Genomic DNA, 17,389 nt, shown 5'->3' on the forward strand with positions numbered 1-17,389 from the left:
GCGCGCCATGGCCACCCTGCACACCCAGCTCAACCCGCGCTCGGCGGAGTTTGCCGCCAACAGCGCAGCGATGCGCCACCAGGTCGACGCCCTTCACACCCTGCTCGCCCACGTGCAACAAGGCGGCGGCGCAAAAGCCCAGGAGCGGCACACCTCACGCGGCAAGCTGCTACCTCGCGAGCGAATCAACCGCCTGCTCGATCCTGGCTCGCCGTTCCTTGAACTCAGCCAACTGGCTGCTCATCAGGTGTACGGCGAAGACGTACCCGCCGCCGGCGTGATTGCCGGGATCGGCCGCGTAGAAGGCGTCGAATGCATGATCGTCGCCAACGACGCCACGGTAAAAGGCGGCTCGTACTACCCGCTCACGGTAAAAAAACACCTGCGCGCCCAGACCATCGCCGAGCAAAATCGCCTGCCGTGCATCTACCTGGTGGATTCCGGCGGCGCCAACCTGCCCCGTCAGGACGAAGTGTTCCCCGACCGCGAACACTTTGGGCGCATCTTCTTCAACCAAGCCAACATGAGCGCCCAGGGCATCCCGCAGATCGCCGTGGTGATGGGCTCGTGCACCGCCGGCGGCGCGTATGTGCCGGCGATGGCCGACGAAGCGATCATGGTGCGCCAGCAAGCGACGATCTTCCTCGCCGGGCCGCCACTGGTCAAAGCGGCGACCGGAGAAGTGGTCAGCGCCGAAGACCTGGGCGGTGCCGATGTGCACTGCAAGATCTCCGGTGTCGCCGACCACTATGCCGACAGTGATGAACACGCCCTGGCCCTTGCGCGGCGCAGCGTGGCCAACCTTAACTGGCGCAAACAGGGCGAGCTGTTACAACGCCCGCCGGTGGCGCCGCTGTACGGCGGCGAAGAGCTCTATGGCGTAATTCCGGCCGATGCCAAGCAACCGTTTGATGTGCGCGAAGTGATTGCGCGCCTGGTGGACGGCTCGGTGTTCGATGAGTTCAAGGCGCTGTTCGGCACCACCTTGGTCTGCGGCTTTGCCCACCTTCACGGCTACCCGATTGCGATCCTCGCCAATAACGGGATTCTGTTTGCCGAAGCGGCACAAAAAGGTGCGCACTTTATTGAACTGGCCTGCCAGCGCGGGACTCCCCTGCTGTTCCTGCAAAACATCACCGGCTTTATGGTCGGCCAAAAGTACGAAGCCGGCGGCATCGCCAAACATGGCGCCAAGCTGGTCACCGCCGTGGCCTGCGCCAAGGTGCCGAAGTTTACGGTGATCATCGGCGGCAGCTTTGGTGCCGGCAACTATGGCATGTGCGGCCGCGCCTACGACCCGCGGTTTCTGTGGATGTGGCCGAACGCGCGCATCGGCGTAATGGGCGCCGAACAAGCGGCCGGCGTATTGGTCCAGGTCAAGCGTGAACAGGCCGAACGTGCTGGCGTCGGGTTCAGCGCCGAGGAAGAAGCCGCCATCCAGCAGCCGATCCTCGACCAGTACGAAACCCAGGGCCACCCGTACTACTCCAGCGCACGCCTGTGGGATGACGGTGTGATTGACCCGTTGCAGACCCGTGACGTGCTGGCGCTGGCCTTGTCCGCTGCGCTGAATGCCCCCATCGAGCCGAGCCGCTTCGGCGTGTTCCGCATGTAAATGGAGCTGTACCCATGAGCGATTTCAACACCCTCGAACTGATCACCGACAGCCGTGGCTTTGCCACGCTGTGGCTCAGTCGTGAAGCCAAGAACAACGCGTTCAACGCCGAGATGATCCGCGAACTGATCATTGCCCTGGACCAGGTGCAGGGTGATTCGTCGCTGCGTTTCCTGGTGCTGCGTGGACGCGGCAAACATTTCAGCGCCGGTGCTGACCTGGCCTGGATGCAGCAATCTGCCGAGCTGGACTATCACACCAACCTTGACGACGCGCGCGAACTGGCCGAACTGATGTACAACCTGGCCAAGCTGAAAATCCCGACGCTGGCGGTGGTACAAGGCGCGGCCTACGGCGGCGCACTGGGCTTGATCAGTTGCTGCGACATGGCGATTGGCGCCGATGACGCGCAGTTCTGCCTGTCGGAAGTGCGCATCGGCCTCGCACCGGCGGTAATCAGCCCGTTCGTGGTGCAGGCCATCGGCGAGCGTGCGGCGCGCCGCTATGCGCTGACGGCCGAGCGGTTTGGTGGTCAGCAGGCACGGCATATCGGCTTGTTGGCGGAAAGTTACCCGGTGGGCGAACTGGACCAGCACGTAGAACAGTGGGTCGCCAATCTGCTGCTTAACAGCCCGGCCGCCATGCGCGCCAGCAAGGATTTGTTGCGTGAAGTCGGTAACGGCGCACTCACCCCGGCCTTGCGTCGTTACTGCGAAAATGCGATTGCGCGGATCCGCGTCAGCGCCGAGGGTCAGGAAGGCTTGCGGTCCTTCCTGCAAAAACGCTCGCCCAGCTGGCAAGTGCAGGAGCCCCGTTCATGAGCACACTGACCACCGTGCTGGTGGCCAACCGTGGCGAGATTGCTTGCAGAGTGATGCGCACAGCCAAGGCCATGGGCCTGACCACCGTGGCGGTACACAGCGCCACGGACCGCGATGCGCGGCATAGCCGCGAAGCGGATATTCGTGTCGACCTGGGGGGTAGCAAGGCCACCGACAGCTACCTGCAAATCGACAAGCTGATCGCCGCCGCCCAGGCCAGCGGCGCCCAGGCGATCCATCCGGGGTATGGTTTCCTGTCGGAAAATGCCGGGTTTGCCCGTGCAATTGAAGCGGCGGGTTTGATCTTCCTCGGCCCGCCCGCCTCGGCCATTGACGCCATGGGCAGCAAATCGGCAGCCAAGGCATTGATGGAAAAGGCCGGCGTGCCGCTGGTGCCGGGTTATCACGGCGACGCCCAGGACCTGGAAACCTTTCGCGACGCCTGTGAACGTATCGGTTATCCGGTGTTGCTCAAGGCCACGGCGGGCGGCGGCGGCAAAGGCATGAAAGTGGTCGAGGAAGTCAGCCAACTGGCCGAAGCCCTGGCGTCGGCCCAGCGCGAAGCGCTTTCATCCTTCGGCAACGGGCAGATGCTGGTGGAAAAATACCTGCTCAAGCCACGCCATGTGGAAATCCAGGTGTTTGCCGATCAGCACGGCCACTGCCTGTACCTCAATGAACGCGACTGCTCGATTCAACGTCGTCACCAAAAAGTCGTGGAGGAAGCGCCGGCGCCGGGCCTGGGGGTTGAACAGCGCAAAGCGATGGGCGAAGCCGCGGTGCGCGCGGCCCAGGCGATCGGCTACGTGGGCGCGGGGACCGTGGAGTTCTTGCTGGACGCCCGCGGCGAATTTTTCTTTATGGAGATGAACACGCGATTGCAAGTGGAGCACCCGGTGACCGAGGCAATTACCGGCCTCGACCTGGTGGCCTGGCAGATTCGTGTCGCTCAGGGTGAGCCACTGCCGATCACTCAAGCCCAGGTGCCGTTGATCGGTCATGCGATTGAAGTGCGCTTGTATGCCGAGGACCCGGCCAATGATTTCCTGCCGGCCACCGGGCGCCTTGCGCTGTACCGCGAATCTGCGCCGGGGCCGGGCCGTCGGGTGGACAGCGGCGTAGAACAAGGCGATAGCGTTTCCCCCTTCTACGACCCGATGCTCGGCAAACTGATTGCCTGGGGCGAAGACCGGGAACAGGCGCGTCTGCGCTTGTTGAGCATGCTGGATGAGTTCGCCGTGGGCGGGCTGAAGACCAACCTCGGCTTCCTGCGGCGCATCATCGGCCACCCGGCATTTGCGGCAGCCGAATTGGATACCGGGTTTATTCCGCGCTATCAGGACGAGCTGCTGCCCGTGGCCGGCACCTTGAGCGATGAATTCTGGCAGGCAGCGGGCTCGGCGTTTATGCAGAGTTTGCCGGCCGGTGACGGGCCTTGGGCGGATACACGCGGGTTTCGCGCGGGGTTACCGGCCGAGGTTTCGCTGCACCTGAGCTGCAATGGGCAAGATCAATGGGTCAGGCTGTGCGGGAACTCGCCGCAGTTGCAAGGCGATCAGCTACTGGTCGAACACAACGGCGTACGCCGCGCTCATCTGGCGGTGCGTGACGAAGGCTCTGTGTACTTGCGCTGGAACGGTGAGATGCACGCCGTCACGCTGTTTGACCCGATTGCGGCGGTCGAGGCCAACCAGTCTCATCAGGGTGGCCTCACCGCGCCGATGAATGGCAGCATCGTGCGGGTGCTGGTGGAGGTCGGACAACGCGTGGAAGCCGGAACCCAACTGGTGGTATTGGAGGCGATGAAGATGGAGCACAGCATCCGCGCGCCGCAAACCGGCGTGGTCAAGGCGCTGTATTGCCAGGAAGGCGAAATGGTTGCCGAAGGCAGTGCCTTGGTGGAGCTGGAAACGGCGGACTAGAACTTCGCAGTGGCTTGCACGACGACCCCAAGAATTCGGCAATCGCCGGTGAACCGTAATTTGGGGTAAGTCGGGTTGAGCGGCACCAGGTAAAGCTGGCCGCTCTCTTCCATCAACTGGCGAAAGGTCGCCTGGGTGCTGTCGGCCCATTGCGCGACTACCAGTTTACCGGGTTCGGCATCAATGGCCGGGTCCACCAGGATCAGCATGCCTGCGCCGATGCTCAGCCCGCTGGGGGCGGTCATGGCGTCTCCTGTCACGGGCAGCCAGAAGGCATCACCCCGGGCGTGGTAATCGGTTAATTCGAACCGTGCCGGGCCGTAGGTCGGGCGTTCTTCACGCACTTCACAGACGCCCTTCCAGTCGCTGACCGGGTAGCGAAAATACGGGTTGTAGTGTTTTGCCAAAGCCGGCGCTGCATGGGCTCTCTCACGAATTTCCAGCGCGACTTCCAGGTCGCCCAGCCCTAGCTCGGCGAGTACCCGGTTCATGTCCGCCAGGCTCGGCACACGACGTTTGTTGAGCCAATGCCCAACGCCGCCCTGGGACATGCCCAAGCGTTCGGCCAACTCGTCCTGCGTGACCTTGCGGTCTTTCATGTTGGCTTTGACCAACGCTATCCAGTTATCCATGGGGCGTGACGATACGTTGCGTGTTCGCCACGACAATAAACAGTTTGTAGTAATCCATCAAATGACATAAATACGATTCGTATTAATATCAGGTGCAGGTTTTCGACATTCACTCAGAGTAACCGCCCTCATGACGACCAGCCCCAATCACCAGCCTGGCGCAATTGAATCCGACGAACTATTGCTCATGCGCAACAGCGGCGCCGCCAAGCGCGCACTCGATTTTTACTTGAAAGTGGATGTGTCGGCGCCGATCACGGACGCGCCGTTCTTCGACATCAAGCCCGGCATCAGCCATGAGGACGCACTGGTGCACGCGTCGGATCTGTTACGCAGCGCGGCAGCGGCAGCCTATGAATCGGCCAGCAGCCGTCAGGGCAATCAACGGGACCTGGCGTTTTCGGTGGTGTATTTGATAGATATGGCGAAGGCGATGGTGGAGCAGACGTTGCACGTGCCTGCGGCTCAAGCCAGCGCATGACGGGCACGAAAGAAAAATATTTCTATCCGACGGATAAAAACATTTGACTTGCAAATGATAATGATTACTATTGGACCCAGCTGATCGCGAGATCAGTCGATAGACCAAGAGACCTTAGGTCGGACTCTTGGAATATCTCCTCATCAGGCTAATCACGGTTTTTGACCCGGCTCTTTGGCCGGGTCTTTTTTTTGCCAGTTTCCCTGGCTTGGCTTCAGGCTAATGAAGACTGTGTGTTGCTTGATGGCGCGCATGGTAGCAAAAGACCATTGCCAAAACAAAGTCGAGCGGCCGCTCTGGCCCGGATCTTTGCGAAATAGCGCTTGAGAATCAATCTCATAGATTCTAAGCTGCTGTTGCGTCAAGGATGACGCCCCCTCCCCCATGCAACAATTTTGCATCAAGATTTCGTCCGACTCCTGTGTAAGATATCCGCCACAACAATCATACTCAGGCAGCCCAGACTATGACCGTGGCCTTGACCTCCATCAAGATCAGCACCGACTTCGACAGCGGCAACATCCAGGTCCTGGATGCCAGCGACGCGTACCACCTGTTGCTGGCGATCAAACCCGATACCCGCAGCGCGCATTTCCAATGGTTCCACTTCAAGGCCGAAGGTATGCACGTGGGCCACACCCACACTTTCCGCTTGAGCAACGCCAGCCAGTCGTCCTACAAAAACGCCTGGAGCGGCTATAACGCCGTGGCGTCCTACGACCATATCAACTGGTTCCGCGTGCCCACGCGCTTTGATGGCGAAACGCTGCACATCAGTTTGGAAACCTGCGAGAAACACGCGTGGATCGCTTACTTCGAACCCTACAGCCGTGAACGTCATGACTGGCTGATCGAGCAGGCGTTGAATCGCGCTGGCACCCAATTGCTCGCTACCGGCAAAAGTGCCGAGGGCCGCGACATCCAACTGCTGCGTCGCGGCAAAGGTGGCGAAGGCCGGCGCAATGTCTGGATCATCGCCCAGCAACACCCCGGCGAACACATGGCCGAATGGTTCATGGAAGGGGTTATCGAACGCCTGCAACAGGACGGTGACACCGAGCTGAAAAAACTCCTGTCCGTCGCCGACCTGTACCTTATTCCGAACATGAACCCTGACGGCGCGTTCCATGGCCACTTGCGCACCAACGCGATGGGCCAGGACCTGAACCGTGCCTGGCAGAACGCCAGCCAGGAGATCAGCCCGGAAGTGCTGTTCGCCCAGCAACAGATGGAAAAATACGGCGTCGACCTGTTCCTCGATATCCACGGCGACGAGGAAATCCCCTACGTGTTCACCGCCGGCTGCGAAGGCAACCCCGGTTACACCCCGCGTATCGAGGCGCTGGAAAAACACTTCCGCAGCCACTTGAGCGCCCTGACCCGCGACTTCCAGACCACTCACGGTTACACCCGTGACCTGCCGGGCGAAGCCAACATGACGCTGGCCTGCAATGCGGTCGGTGAACGGTATGACTGCCTGTCACTGACCCTGGAGATGCCCTTCAAGGACAACGACGACGCGCCCAACCCGAAGACCGGTTGGTCAGGTGAACGCTCCAAACAGCTGGGCAAGGACGTATTGAGCACCGTGGCCGACATCGTCACCGTGCTACGCTAACCCCGCTGCCCCCGGCATCAGTCCTTGGTGCCGGTCATGCTTTGCAGCACACCGTCGCGACGAATCAGCCCGTGGAACAGCGCCGCCGCCAGGTGCAGCAGCACCGTCAAGAACAATAGATAGGCGAGATAGCCATGGGCTTTGCGCAACAGCGCAAACAACGGCGCATTGGCGCCCATCAGCGCCGGCAGTTGCACCGAACTGCTGAGCATCACCGGGTCACCCGCCGCCGAAATCATCGCCCAGCCCAGCACCGGCAGCACCAGCATCAATGCGTACAGCAGCACATGCGAAGCCTTGGCGGCCAGCACTTGCCATAACGGCAAATCGACCGGTAGCGGCGGTTGCCGGGTGGAAAAGCGCACCACCAAGCGCACGATCACCAACGCCAGAATCGCGATACCCAGCGGCTTGTGCAGGTGAATCAGCCACTCATGGCGCTCCGACACCGACGCGGCCATACCCGCGCCGATAAACAACATGGCGATGATCATCAGTGCCATGAGCCAATGCAGCAGGCGGGCCAGCGGCGCGAAAAACCGTGGTTGAACATTCATGGCTTCGACTCCAGAGGGGCGCTGTGCAAGGGGCTGACTTCACCGGCGCGGCGCAGGTACGAACTGGCATAAGCAGCCGAACGTGCGGCCAGCAGCGGGTCGTTGGAGGCTTGGATACCGCTGGGCAAAATCAGCGGGTCAAAGTTGATATCACGGCAATCACCGTCCGCTTGCGGCTGGCTGCTTTGCAGGACCAGCGAGCCGGCGTTGAGTACCTTGTGTTCGCCGGCCCAGGGTTTGCTCGCATCGTCCAAGGGGTCGCCGGGGTTGGCCAGGGTCATATTCAACTGCCAGCGCAACGGGCCCGACGCAAGGCGCTGCACCAGGTCTTTTTCCAGGAAATCGCTGCCCGACGGCGCGGTATCACCCGGCGCATCCTGGCTCTGTGGCACAACGCCCCAACGTACCGCCTGGCGCTTGCCGTCGGCGCCCACCAGGTAAAACGTATTGATGCCGTTATAGGTTTCAGTCGCGTAACTTGCCGATGGCCTGGCGGTCTTTACCCATGCCAGGAACGGCGCTGCCTCCGGGTGCGCGGCAAAAAACGCCGGCATGCTCGCCGGGTTCGGCTTGCCGGTCGCCGGGTCTGGCGCACCGGCCTTGAGCATCTGGTAGAACGCCTCAGGCGTGCCGACCGGGAACACCGGCATGCTGTTCATCCCCGTGCGCCATTGCTGGCCGTTGGCCTGGCTGAATTGCAGCGCGAAGCTGCGGATCGGCACACTGCTGTCCGGCGCATAGGGGTTGCCGCTGGGCAAGGCAAATCGACCAATCACCGGGGTTTTAGCCGCGCTGAACACCTGTGCGCTGGAGTACCCGCGCGCCTCTGTACTGCTCTCGAAGTAACCGGCTACACACACGCCCTTGGCATGGTTACGCCGGAAGCCCGGGTGCACACCGTTATTGGCTTCCAGAGCATTGACCAGGGTTTTGGGGCGCAGGCGCTGTGGGTCAAGCGTGCCGTTGACGTAGGCAAACGCCCCAGCAACAACGGCAACCACGGCACCGATACCGGCGAGCCGCGCGATCAGGCTCGCGGTACTCAAGGGAGGACGGGGCGGTGATGAGTGATCTACCATGAAGAACTCCAGGGCGCATGGCCGCAAGGAAAATGAACTATGAGACGAACCTCACATAGGTCTATTCCCTTTTCACTGTAGTTTTTTTCTGAACAGATACGCCGCCGAGTCGATTTTCCTTCTACGTGGGGTTAAACACTGCCGGACGTTTGCAGAGAAACGCCTGCATCCCCTCCTGCTGATCAGGCGTGGCAAACAGGCCATGAAACAGCCGACGCTCCACACGCACGCCGTCGTGCAAGCCCACCTCAAGGGATTGTTCAACGGCCTCTCGCGCCGCCCGGGTGGCTGTCCGGGAGAACCCGGCAATCTGCGCAGCCACTGCCAATGTCTGCTCCATCAGAATTGCCGCCGGGAACACACGGGACACCAACCCAGCTTGATCGGCCTCTTGGGCAGTCATTGGCCGACCAGTCAACACCAGGTCCATGGCCTTGGCCTTACCGATCAGCCCTGTCAACCGCTGGGTCGCCCCCATCCCCGGAATCACACCCAACTTGATTTCCGGCTGCGCAAAGGTCGCCGTATCGGTGGCGAAAATCATGTCGCACATCAGCGCGAGTTCACAGCCACCGCCAAATGCGTAACCCGCTACTGCGGCGATCGTTGGCGTGCGCAGACGCGTAAAGGCTTCCCAGCCGACGAAGTAATCCTCGTTGAGCATGTCCAGGTAAGACTTGCCGCTCATCTCTTTGATATCGGCCCCTGCAGCGAAATAGTCCGCACTGCCGGTGATGACAAAACAGCCGACCTGAGGGTCACGATCCAAAGCATCCAGGCTGCTGACCAACTCCGTCATCAGCGCCGAATTCAGCGCATTCTTGACGTGCGGACGGTTGAGCCTGACCAGGACTACCCGACCATGACGTTCCACTAATACGTGCATAAACACCTCCTCTGATTGATGTTGTCACCCACTGACGCGACCTCAGGAATCCCAGATCGCGCCATAAGCGGGTATGCCTCGCGCTTCCATCTCGTGCACCACACGCTGAGTCAAGGCCTGGTTTGCAATACAGATCACGGCTTCTGCACCTACGGTTTGCACCGAGCCATAAGCCAGTTGCACCAAGTCCGGTTTACCGCGCTCGTCGGTGTCCCAGATCAATGCGCCGGGCTGGGCGCGCAGGATTTCGTCGACCAACTCATCGCCGTAGGTCTTCCTCGGGCTGCGGGTAGACCAGATCAACTGGATCGGCACCTGAGCTGCAAGCAAATGCGGCATGACCGGCCCGATGCCGCTCCCGGTGGCGATATACACCACTGACTTGAACAGGGTTTCCACATTGGCAACGCCAGCCGTAGTGATGCCCTTGACCCATACGTGGCTGGGCAAGTCCTCAATGAAACGCCCGGTCCAATCTCCGGCTCTGGAAATGATCAGGCGAAACCCCGCTTCGCCTGGCGCAGGAATATTCGCAAATGAGTGCCACTCCAGCAGTGGGTTTCGGCTGATCGCGGTGGATGAACCTGCGAAAGGCGTGGTGTGGCTGAAACGGGTAAGGACCGCATGCGTCGAAGGCCTCGTTTGTTTAATGGCCACCTTACGCAGACGCAACCAAGGCGACGCAATACTCAGCGTCAGCAGCACCAGCACCCAGAACGACCCACTGTGCGACAAGGGCGTTGAGGCTTCGATGGACGCCAGTAACGTCAGCCCCCAGAACAGCAGCAGTGCGCCCCAACCGGCGAACCGATGGACCCGCTCGAAGCCATTGTGAAACCGGCCACGAATCCAGGGCAGCGCCATGACCACGATCAACATCAACAGGCCGAGCAGCACGCTGCTGAGCCACAACCAGGCTGACGAAACGCTGCCGGGCTGCTGCAGATGGCGCGCGACCTGAACACCGACCATGGCCGCAAACCAGCCGGTAGCCGCCACCGCTGCGCCACTGTGCAGCCCCCCAAAGTGGTAGACCTTGGCCGCGCTGCGCCGCACACGTAGCGGCCATGCGAGCGGAACGCGGGTCGCCAGCCAGAACAGTGCGTTGATCAGATATTGCTGGCGAATCAGAATGGCAACCGACAGGTTGATCAACACCATGCCCGAGAGCGTTTCAACTGTGATGGTGTGAACGTCGACAACCATCAGCACACACGCTGCGTTACCCAGCAGCACCACTGCCATCAGGCGGTTGTAGTAAGAAAACATCGGCAGTGACGTCCAGCGGCGCCATAACGCCGGCTTGGGCGGTACGACAGTACGGGTCAGCGCATCAATCATGAGCGGCCTCCTCAGTCGCGAGCGCCAACCTTGCCACGTGCCTCTCCCGAGCCCGTTGCAGTAACACTGCCTTGTCGATTTTGCCCCTGGCGGTCAGTGGAAAATGCTCCATCGCGTAGATGGACGACGGCACACAGTAGTAGGCCAGGCGCTGCTGGCATTGGGCTCGGCAAGACTCGACGTCAGCACTGGCAGGCGAGACAAAAGCGACTAGATTGCGGCTGTCCAGTTTCAATGTGACAGCCCGTGTGCAGCCATCGCCAGCCTCCAGGGCCGTGGACACGGCATCCAATTCCACACGAAACCCGCGAACCTTTACCTGATCATCGACGCGCCCCAAGTGTTCAAGTTGCCCTTCGTCCGTCCAGCGCCCCAAGTCCCGTGTACGAAACATCATGGCATCACCGCCTATAAAGGGGTCCGGGCGGTAGCGCTCTTGGGTCAGTGCAGGATTGTTCAAGTAACCGGCCGTTACCCCTGCGCCGCCGGCCCACATTTCACCGGTTTCACCCAGCTCACACGCGCGGCCGTGTTCGTCGAGCACATACACGGTGTTATTCGGTGTCGGCTTGCCGATGGTCAATAGGGTGCCAGGCACATGCCGGTGCAAGGTATTGACGATGGTGGTTTCAGTGGGGCCGCAGCCGTTGTAGAACGTGCAGTGCTCGGCCCAATGCTCGGCAAGCGCCTGGGAGCAGGGCTCGCCCGCCACCGCAACAGTCTTGAGGTCAGGGCACTGTTCAGGGTCAAGGCTCGCCAATATCGAGGGTGTTGCGATTAACACGTGGCACTGTGCAGCGGTTTGCGCAATGTCTTTACCACGAATCAACAAGGTCGCTCCATGCGCCAGACAACCGAGTATTTCCCAGGCCGCCATATCAAAACCGATATTGAGGATCTGCCCCACGTTGCACCCCGGTGCCATGCCCATCCGCCCTGGCTGCGTCAGCAGGATGTTGCACACATTGCGGTGACTGACACAGACGCCGTTGGGCCGTCCGGTCGTGCCAGAGGTGAACAGCACGAAACACAGGTCATCGGTGTCGGCAGCGGCGAACGCCTGACGGTTGTCCTCGGTGATCCAGGGTGTTTCGGCCAGAAACGTGTCCAGGCTCAGGCAGCGATGGGCCGAAGCGGCCGGTATGCAATCGGTCAGGTTCGACAGGGTCAGAATCACTGGGCTGGTCAACGACTCCAGCACCATGCTCAGTTGCAGCGTCGGTACGATTCTGACGTCTTGAGGAACATACGCGGCGCCGACCTTCAACACCGCCAAAAGCCCCACCAGCATGGGAATCGAACGCTCGACGAACAGTCCCACCGTATCGCCGCGTTTCACGCCCAACTCAATCAAGTGCACCGCCAAGCGATTGGCTTGACGGTTGAGTTGTTCATAGCTGATACGCTGGCCCGCCCACACTGCAGCAATCGCTTGCGGTGACAGCGCCGCTTGAAACTCGATAGCGTGGTGCACACTGTCGTAGGCAGCCTTGGTCGACAGGCCGCACCCCCACTGCTCAAACACGACTTGCTGAGCGGCAGGCAAGTGAGCCAATGCAGTTCGGAAAAATAAACGTTTATCGGTCGGAGAACATGTCATGCATACACCCTCATCAGTTAACCGCCGAAGTTGTTCCCGGCGGTTACGACGATTGATTGAGGTGTGGGAGCTGTATTACAGCCCCTTCTGCATTGCAGATGATCCCTAGTTAGAACCTAAAAATTTCCCACAGCCATTGATGGAATAACTCACGCTGGCTGGCGTCTTCCTCTGCAAAACCGATCAGAATCGCAGCCATGCATGAACTCGACGAACAGTTACGTGAACTCATCCCCAGAATGCGGCGGTTTGCCGTGTCACTGACGCGTAACGCCAGCAGCGCCGACGATCTGGTGCAGTCGACCCTGGAACGGGCGATCATCAGTTGGGCCGATAAACGCCTCGAAGGCGACCTTCGCGCCTGGCTGTTCTCGATCCTCTACCGGCAGTTCCTCGATACCCACCGCCGCAGTCGGCGCTATGCACGCATGCTCGAATTCTTCACCGGCCGTGACGACGCGCAGCCCTCGGTGGAGCGCACCGTGATCGCCCAATCGACCCTGCAAGCCTTCGACCGACTCACCGCCGAACAACGCGCCCTGCTGCTGTGGGTGTCGGTCGAAGGCTTAAGCTACAAGGAAGTTGCCGATATTCTGAAGGTGCCTGTGGGCACCGTTATGTCGCGCCTGTCCCGGGCGCGCCAAGCCTTGCGTCAACTCAGCGATGGCGAAATTACCAGCCCTTCCCTGCGGATACTCAAATGATCAGCCTGCCCCCCAGCGAACGCGATTTGCATGCCTACGTCGACCACCAACTGTTGGAGAGCGACCGCCGCGTGCTTGAAACCTACCTGGCGGCCCATCCCGACGTCGCCGCTCAGGTACAGGCGTGGCAGCAGGATGCGCACTTGCTGCGTGCGTCACTGAGCGGTGCCTTGCAACAACCGGCCAACCCCGACCTGGACCCGGCACTGATTCGCCAACGGATCAAGCATCAGTCCCGTCGCCACTTCGCCACCGCCGCCGTGTTGCTGATCGCCGTCAGCCTCGGCGGCGTGGCGGGTTGGCATGCGCGCGAAGCCACTCAACCGCCGATGTTGCCGATGGCCGATGCCATGCAGGCTTACCGCCTGTTTGCCCAGGACGGCATCATGCCCGCCGACTACACGACGCAGGATGGCGGCAGCATGCAGGCTTGGCTGGACCGTTATTTCAACCAGGCGCATCGCCTGCCGGACTTGAGCCCGTCCGGTTTCAAACCGGTGAGCGGGCGCCTGCTCACCACGGACCAAGGCGCGGCAGCCATGGTGCTGTACGAAGACCCGACAGGTCGCCGTATCAGCTTCTATATCCGTCCGCCGGGCCCGGACAACGGTTTCCTGCCCCGTGGCAGCCGCAGCGCCGATGGTTTGCAAGCCGAGTACTGGTCCGGCGCCGGGTACAACTATGCGATGGTCAGCCCGGTGGATCAGCCCTCCACACCGATGTTGAAGTTCTAGAAACCCACGTCCAGGACCACGTTGTCGAGATAAGTGCCGCCCGGCGGGGTGGCCTGGTCGGTGTAGATTTTCGCGTTGTAGTTGAATACCTGGCTGCCGGTGCCCAAGCCGTTGCCCGGGTTGATCTCCGCCGAGGCGCTGGCTCGCCGCGCCGCGCCCACGCTACCCCAGCGGGTGGAGCCCGCCCCCTGGAAGATGTCATAGGCAAGCACATTACTGCCGGACACCATCTGCCGACGGCCGCCCACGCTGACCGGGTTCTGCCCATCACTGAGCCCGACGGTATACGCACTGCCCTTGGTGCAGGCAATACTGGCCTGCCCGGTGACTGTGGCGAAGGCACTGACCACCGGGGCACTGCCGAATGCGATCGGTGGAGTGGTGATCTGGCAGTCATTGACCACGGTCATGCTGACGTTCAGCGTGGTCGTGCCGCTGTTGATCTCGCGGCCCAGGCATACCCCGCCAATGCCAATGCCCGAGCAATAATTCCAGTTCCAGAAAACGCTCAGGGTCTCGCTGTACACACCCGCCGCCACGTTGCTGCCAAGCGTGGTGGCAAAGTACAGCGGCACTACTTTTGTGCCGGGCCCAAAGACCAGCCCCAGGGACGCGGCGATGCCGCCACTGCCGCCAAAATCGAACGCAGTACCACGTGTCATTGGAAACGACGGGGTGTTGTTGGCGTAGATCGTATAGTTGATGACATCTCCGGTCGGCCCGACCAGGCCGCCCTGTGACGAACCGGTGATGGTCGCGTAGAAATGGTCGCTGGAAGTCAATACCGACAGCACCGCCGGGGTACAACTCAAGCCGGCGTTGGTGGTTGAGCTGGGCTGGGAGGTGGTACGCACGGTCATCGAACTCACCGACGTGCCAAAGCTGGCGGGCACGGTGGCGACCACCGAGCACACCGCCTGCACCGGCATCGACACCCCCAGGCTTGATAACAGCAGCCACACCAACAGCCATTCCTTGACCCGCACACACACACTCCTTATGTCATTGGCACACCAATGGCCCGATCAGCGGCACCTGCGCTTGCGTGGTATCCAGCTCGAATGTTGCCTGGCAGGTCTGGCCGTCACCGACGCTGACTTGCAATGTGTTATGGGCCGCCAGGTTTTCCAGGTACACCAGGCCGTCCCAGCCCACCACCGCCAGGGCACCGCTTTGCTCATGGCGTACCTGGCTGCCCAGGGGCAGTTCCTGATGCCGGGCATCGATCAGCGTGATGCTCGCTGCGAGCACCCGGCGCAGCGGGAACTCAAGCAAATAGCCGCTGCCCCGGCGCACGGCAACCCGTTGCTCCACATTCGGCACTTGTACGTTGGACGGCAGGTTCAACGGGTCGATCTCATATTTGGCGCGGTAGTAGGCGCTGGTCCACGGCACCAACAGGTGGCCGTGGCGGTCGGTTTCGCCGACCACCTGATTTTCGTAGCGCACCGGCACGCCCCCTACGCCATCCGTGCTCACCACCACAAACGCATCGTTGACGCGGTTGGCGGCGAACACTTGATTGTCCATCCATACCAGCGAGCCGGTAGCGTCTGCCCAGCGTGTTTGCGCATCGCTGCTGCCATACACGCCCGCCTGCAACTGCACCGACTGCAGGCGCCAGGTCAGGTCAGCCTGACGATAGGCCGGCCCATCGCCGCTGGCGTAACCCAGGTTGAAGCCCACGCCCCCCTCGACAGGCACCGCACGGCTGTAATTGACCCGCTGCTGGCTTTGCCCGGTTTTACTGCGCTCTGTGCCCAGGCTAAGACTGCCGTAGACGTCGAAGGGCACCACCACTTGGGCCTGCACCGCCCAGCTGCTGTCACCGACTTCATGGTTGGCGGACAGGTAAAAACTGCTGTTGCGCCACAGCGACTTGCTCCAGGTCATGTTCACCAGGCGGGTGCGAGAGTTGTCGGCCGCCTGCACATCAAAATAGCCCACGCCCAGGCTGCCGAACTCGTTGAGGTTAACGCTCAGAGTCGCCTGCTGGCTGCGCTTGCTGAGGCTGGCGTAGGGGGTGTCGATCAGGCTCAGGTCAGCATATTGATCGCGGCGCTCCACGCGCTGATACGACAGGCTGTAACGCGGGTTGCTGTAGTGGTAGCCCAGGCTCAATTGCTGCCCGGTGCGGCCGTCATACCGGCTTTGGCTGATAGCCGTGTTGAGCACGCCGAGATTGCCGACGCGCAGGTTGCCGCCCACACCGCCCAGGGTCAGGTCATTGGAGGCTTCGGCGTGGCTTTCCAGGGTAACCGTGTCCGACAGCCCGTAACGAAAGGTGCCGCTGGCCACGCCGGGGCCGTAGCCGAAATCGCGCAGGGTGTAATCGCGGCGCAGGTTACCGGCTGCCACTGAGAAGTCTGACAAGCCCTTTTGCAACAGGGTGCTGGTGACATAGAACGGCACCGTGGTCGAGACCTGTCGCCCCAGCGTATCTGTAGTGACTACCACTGCCTCCCCGGCGCCGTTGATAAACGGCACATTGGTGAGGGTGTAGGGGCCGGGCTGAAGATCGGCGCTGCTGGATTTATAACCGTTGATAAACAGGTCCACCGACGACGGTACGGCCGCCTCCCCGGCAAACTGCGGCAACGGGTAGGTGACCAGGTCCGGGCGCACCCCGAAGTCCCGCGACACTTGCACGCCGCCCAGGCGCACCGAGCTGCTCCACGGCAAGGCAGCGCTGATGACGTCGCCCGCTTCATAGGTCAACAAGCGCTCATCGTCGGAGAATCGCCAGGTGGTGTCATAGCGCCGATAGCCATTGTCCAGGCTGCTGCCGACGGTCTCCCGGCCAAGGGTGGTGCGGTACTGGCCGGTATTGGACAAGGTGCCCCAGGTATCGAACAGCCTGACTTCGTTGAAGATGCCGAGGTAGGTGCCCGCGTCATCCGTATCGTTGAGGTAAGCATCGTAGTTGAGCAACGCGCCAAAACTGGTGAGTGCCTGGGTACGCGGGTAATTGTCACGACTGCCGATAAACTGCTCCGGCAACCAGGCGGGTGGCACCGTGAGTATCAGCCGCTGGCCCTGGCTGTCGTAATCGGTGTGCAGGCCAGGCAGACGTTCCAGCGCCACTTCGACGGGGACCTCACCCGGCAGTTTCATGCCGACTTCCTGCAACACCGACGCCGGTAAAAACAGCTGCCCAGCGCGCTGATTGACGGCGACCACGCGGCCGGTGTCCCGCTGATTGACCACCAACTCCAGGAATAACTGTGCATCGGCAACAGCCTCCATACTGCTCGGCGGGGGCGGCAACGGCGCGGCCGCGCCCAGCGGCGCAAGCACCAGCCCGGACAAGCCACTGACCACCCACACCGATCGCCATAGACAACGAGCCCTATCGAGGCTCACCAAGGCTTTGTGTCCATCAATGGACATCTCCATCCG

General features: G+C 61.3%; 16 protein-coding genes. 7 read left to right on the plus strand and 9 right to left on the minus strand.

Annotated features, from left to right (window positions below; genetic code table 11):
• Nucleotides 1-7: 7 nt before the first annotated feature.
• The 3 genes from CPH89_RS29090 to CPH89_RS29100 are packed head-to-tail and all read left to right on the plus strand — an operon-like array spanning nucleotide 8 to nucleotide 4,358.
• On the plus strand, nucleotides 8-1,615 hold the full coding sequence (locus tag CPH89_RS29090; RefSeq protein ID WP_053256921.1) for a carboxyl transferase domain-containing protein: 1,608 nt from the start codon (nucleotides 8-10) through the stop codon (nucleotides 1,613-1,615).
• A gap of 14 nt (nucleotides 1,616-1,629) precedes the next feature.
• On the plus strand, nucleotides 1,630-2,436 hold the full coding sequence (locus CPH89_RS29095; RefSeq protein WP_053256922.1) for a gamma-carboxygeranoyl-CoA hydratase: 807 nt from the start codon (nucleotides 1,630-1,632) through the stop codon (nucleotides 2,434-2,436).
• On the plus strand, nucleotides 2,433-4,358 hold the full coding sequence (locus CPH89_RS29100) for an acetyl/propionyl/methylcrotonyl-CoA carboxylase subunit alpha (RefSeq protein ID WP_073637812.1): 1,926 nt from the start codon (nucleotides 2,433-2,435) through the stop codon (nucleotides 4,356-4,358). The genes CPH89_RS29095 and CPH89_RS29100 overlap by 4 nt, the downstream gene beginning before the upstream one ends.
• On the opposite strand, the gene CPH89_RS29105 is transcribed toward CPH89_RS29100, so the two are convergent.
• Complete coding sequence (locus tag CPH89_RS29105; RefSeq protein WP_053256924.1) at nucleotides 4,355-4,990, minus strand: LexA family protein; 636 nt, start codon at nucleotides 4,988-4,990, stop codon at nucleotides 4,355-4,357. The genes CPH89_RS29100 and CPH89_RS29105 overlap by 4 nt on opposite strands.
• Nucleotides 4,991-5,120: 130 nt before the next feature.
• Between CPH89_RS29105 and CPH89_RS29110 the strand changes: the two genes are divergently transcribed.
• The gene (locus CPH89_RS29110; protein ID WP_053256925.1) at nucleotides 5,121-5,471 is read left to right on the plus strand and encodes a DUF6124 family protein; all 351 of its coding nucleotides are present in this window, start codon (nucleotides 5,121-5,123) and stop codon (nucleotides 5,469-5,471) included.
• Between the two features lie 152 nt (nucleotides 5,472-5,623).
• Here the strand turns inward: CPH89_RS29110 and CPH89_RS29115 are convergent, their stop codons facing one another.
• Nucleotides 5,624-5,836 (minus strand): hypothetical protein, encoded by a 213-nt coding sequence (locus tag CPH89_RS29115; protein WP_141125123.1) that lies wholly within the window; start codon nucleotides 5,834-5,836, stop codon nucleotides 5,624-5,626.
• 101 nt (nucleotides 5,837-5,937) lie between these two features.
• Between CPH89_RS29115 and CPH89_RS29120 the strand changes: the two genes are divergently transcribed.
• On the plus strand, nucleotides 5,938-7,089 hold the full coding sequence (locus CPH89_RS29120) for a M14 family metallopeptidase (protein WP_053256927.1): 1,152 nt from the start codon (nucleotides 5,938-5,940) through the stop codon (nucleotides 7,087-7,089).
• 17 nt (nucleotides 7,090-7,106) lie between these two features.
• Here CPH89_RS29120 and CPH89_RS29125 read toward each other — a convergent pair whose 3' ends face one another.
• The 5 genes from CPH89_RS29125 to CPH89_RS29145 all read right to left on the minus strand — a co-directional run bounded on the left by CPH89_RS29125 (nucleotide 7,107) and on the right by CPH89_RS29145 (nucleotide 12,552).
• Nucleotides 7,107-7,646, minus strand: coding sequence for a cytochrome b (locus CPH89_RS29125; protein ID WP_053256928.1), 540 nt, complete (start codon nucleotides 7,644-7,646; stop codon nucleotides 7,107-7,109).
• Nucleotides 7,643-8,725, minus strand: a complete 1,083-nt coding sequence (locus CPH89_RS29130) for a catalase family peroxidase (RefSeq protein ID WP_053256929.1) — start codon at nucleotides 8,723-8,725, stop codon at nucleotides 7,643-7,645. The genes CPH89_RS29125 and CPH89_RS29130 overlap by 4 nt, the downstream gene beginning before the upstream one ends.
• Nucleotides 8,726-8,846: 121 nt before the next feature.
• Nucleotides 8,847-9,611, minus strand: a complete 765-nt coding sequence (locus tag CPH89_RS29135; protein WP_053256930.1) for an enoyl-CoA hydratase-related protein — start codon at nucleotides 9,609-9,611, stop codon at nucleotides 8,847-8,849.
• Nucleotides 9,612-9,653: 42 nt separating this feature from the next.
• Nucleotides 9,654-10,952 carry a hypothetical protein gene (locus CPH89_RS29140; RefSeq protein ID WP_081006386.1) on the minus strand — a complete coding sequence of 433 codons (1,299 nt, stop codon included), beginning with the start codon at nucleotides 10,950-10,952 and terminating at the stop codon, nucleotides 9,654-9,656.
• The gene (locus CPH89_RS29145; protein ID WP_053256931.1) at nucleotides 10,945-12,552 is read right to left on the minus strand and encodes an amino acid adenylation domain-containing protein; all 1,608 of its coding nucleotides are present in this window, start codon (nucleotides 12,550-12,552) and stop codon (nucleotides 10,945-10,947) included. The genes CPH89_RS29140 and CPH89_RS29145 overlap by 8 nt, the downstream gene beginning before the upstream one ends.
• 197 nt (nucleotides 12,553-12,749) lie before the next feature.
• Between CPH89_RS29145 and CPH89_RS29150 the strand changes: the two genes are divergently transcribed.
• Both CPH89_RS29150 and CPH89_RS29155 read left to right on the plus strand, forming a co-directional pair.
• Nucleotides 12,750-13,256 (plus strand): RNA polymerase sigma factor, encoded by a 507-nt coding sequence (locus CPH89_RS29150; protein ID WP_053256932.1) that lies wholly within the window; start codon nucleotides 12,750-12,752, stop codon nucleotides 13,254-13,256.
• Nucleotides 13,253-13,990, plus strand: coding sequence for an anti-sigma factor family protein (locus tag CPH89_RS29155; RefSeq protein ID WP_053256933.1), 738 nt, complete (start codon nucleotides 13,253-13,255; stop codon nucleotides 13,988-13,990). Before CPH89_RS29150 ends, CPH89_RS29155 begins: the two co-directional genes overlap by 4 nt.
• Here CPH89_RS29155 and CPH89_RS29160 read toward each other — a convergent pair.
• Together CPH89_RS29160 and CPH89_RS29165 are read right to left on the minus strand one after the other, a co-directional pair.
• Nucleotides 13,987-14,919 carry a Csu type fimbrial protein gene (locus tag CPH89_RS29160; RefSeq protein ID WP_053257998.1) on the minus strand — a complete coding sequence of 311 codons (933 nt, stop codon included), beginning with the start codon at nucleotides 14,917-14,919 and terminating at the stop codon, nucleotides 13,987-13,989. The two genes, CPH89_RS29155 and CPH89_RS29160, sit on opposite strands and share 4 nt — an antisense overlap.
• Nucleotides 14,920-14,992: 73 nt before the next feature.
• The gene (locus CPH89_RS29165) at nucleotides 14,993-17,386 is read right to left on the minus strand and encodes a fimbria/pilus outer membrane usher protein (RefSeq protein WP_053256934.1); all 2,394 of its coding nucleotides are present in this window, start codon (nucleotides 17,384-17,386) and stop codon (nucleotides 14,993-14,995) included.
• Nucleotides 17,387-17,389: the final 3 nt, after the last annotated feature.

The organism is Pseudomonas fluorescens, from assembly GCF_900215245.1.
Lineage (GTDB): Bacteria > Pseudomonadota > Gammaproteobacteria > Pseudomonadales > Pseudomonadaceae > Aquipseudomonas > Aquipseudomonas fluorescens.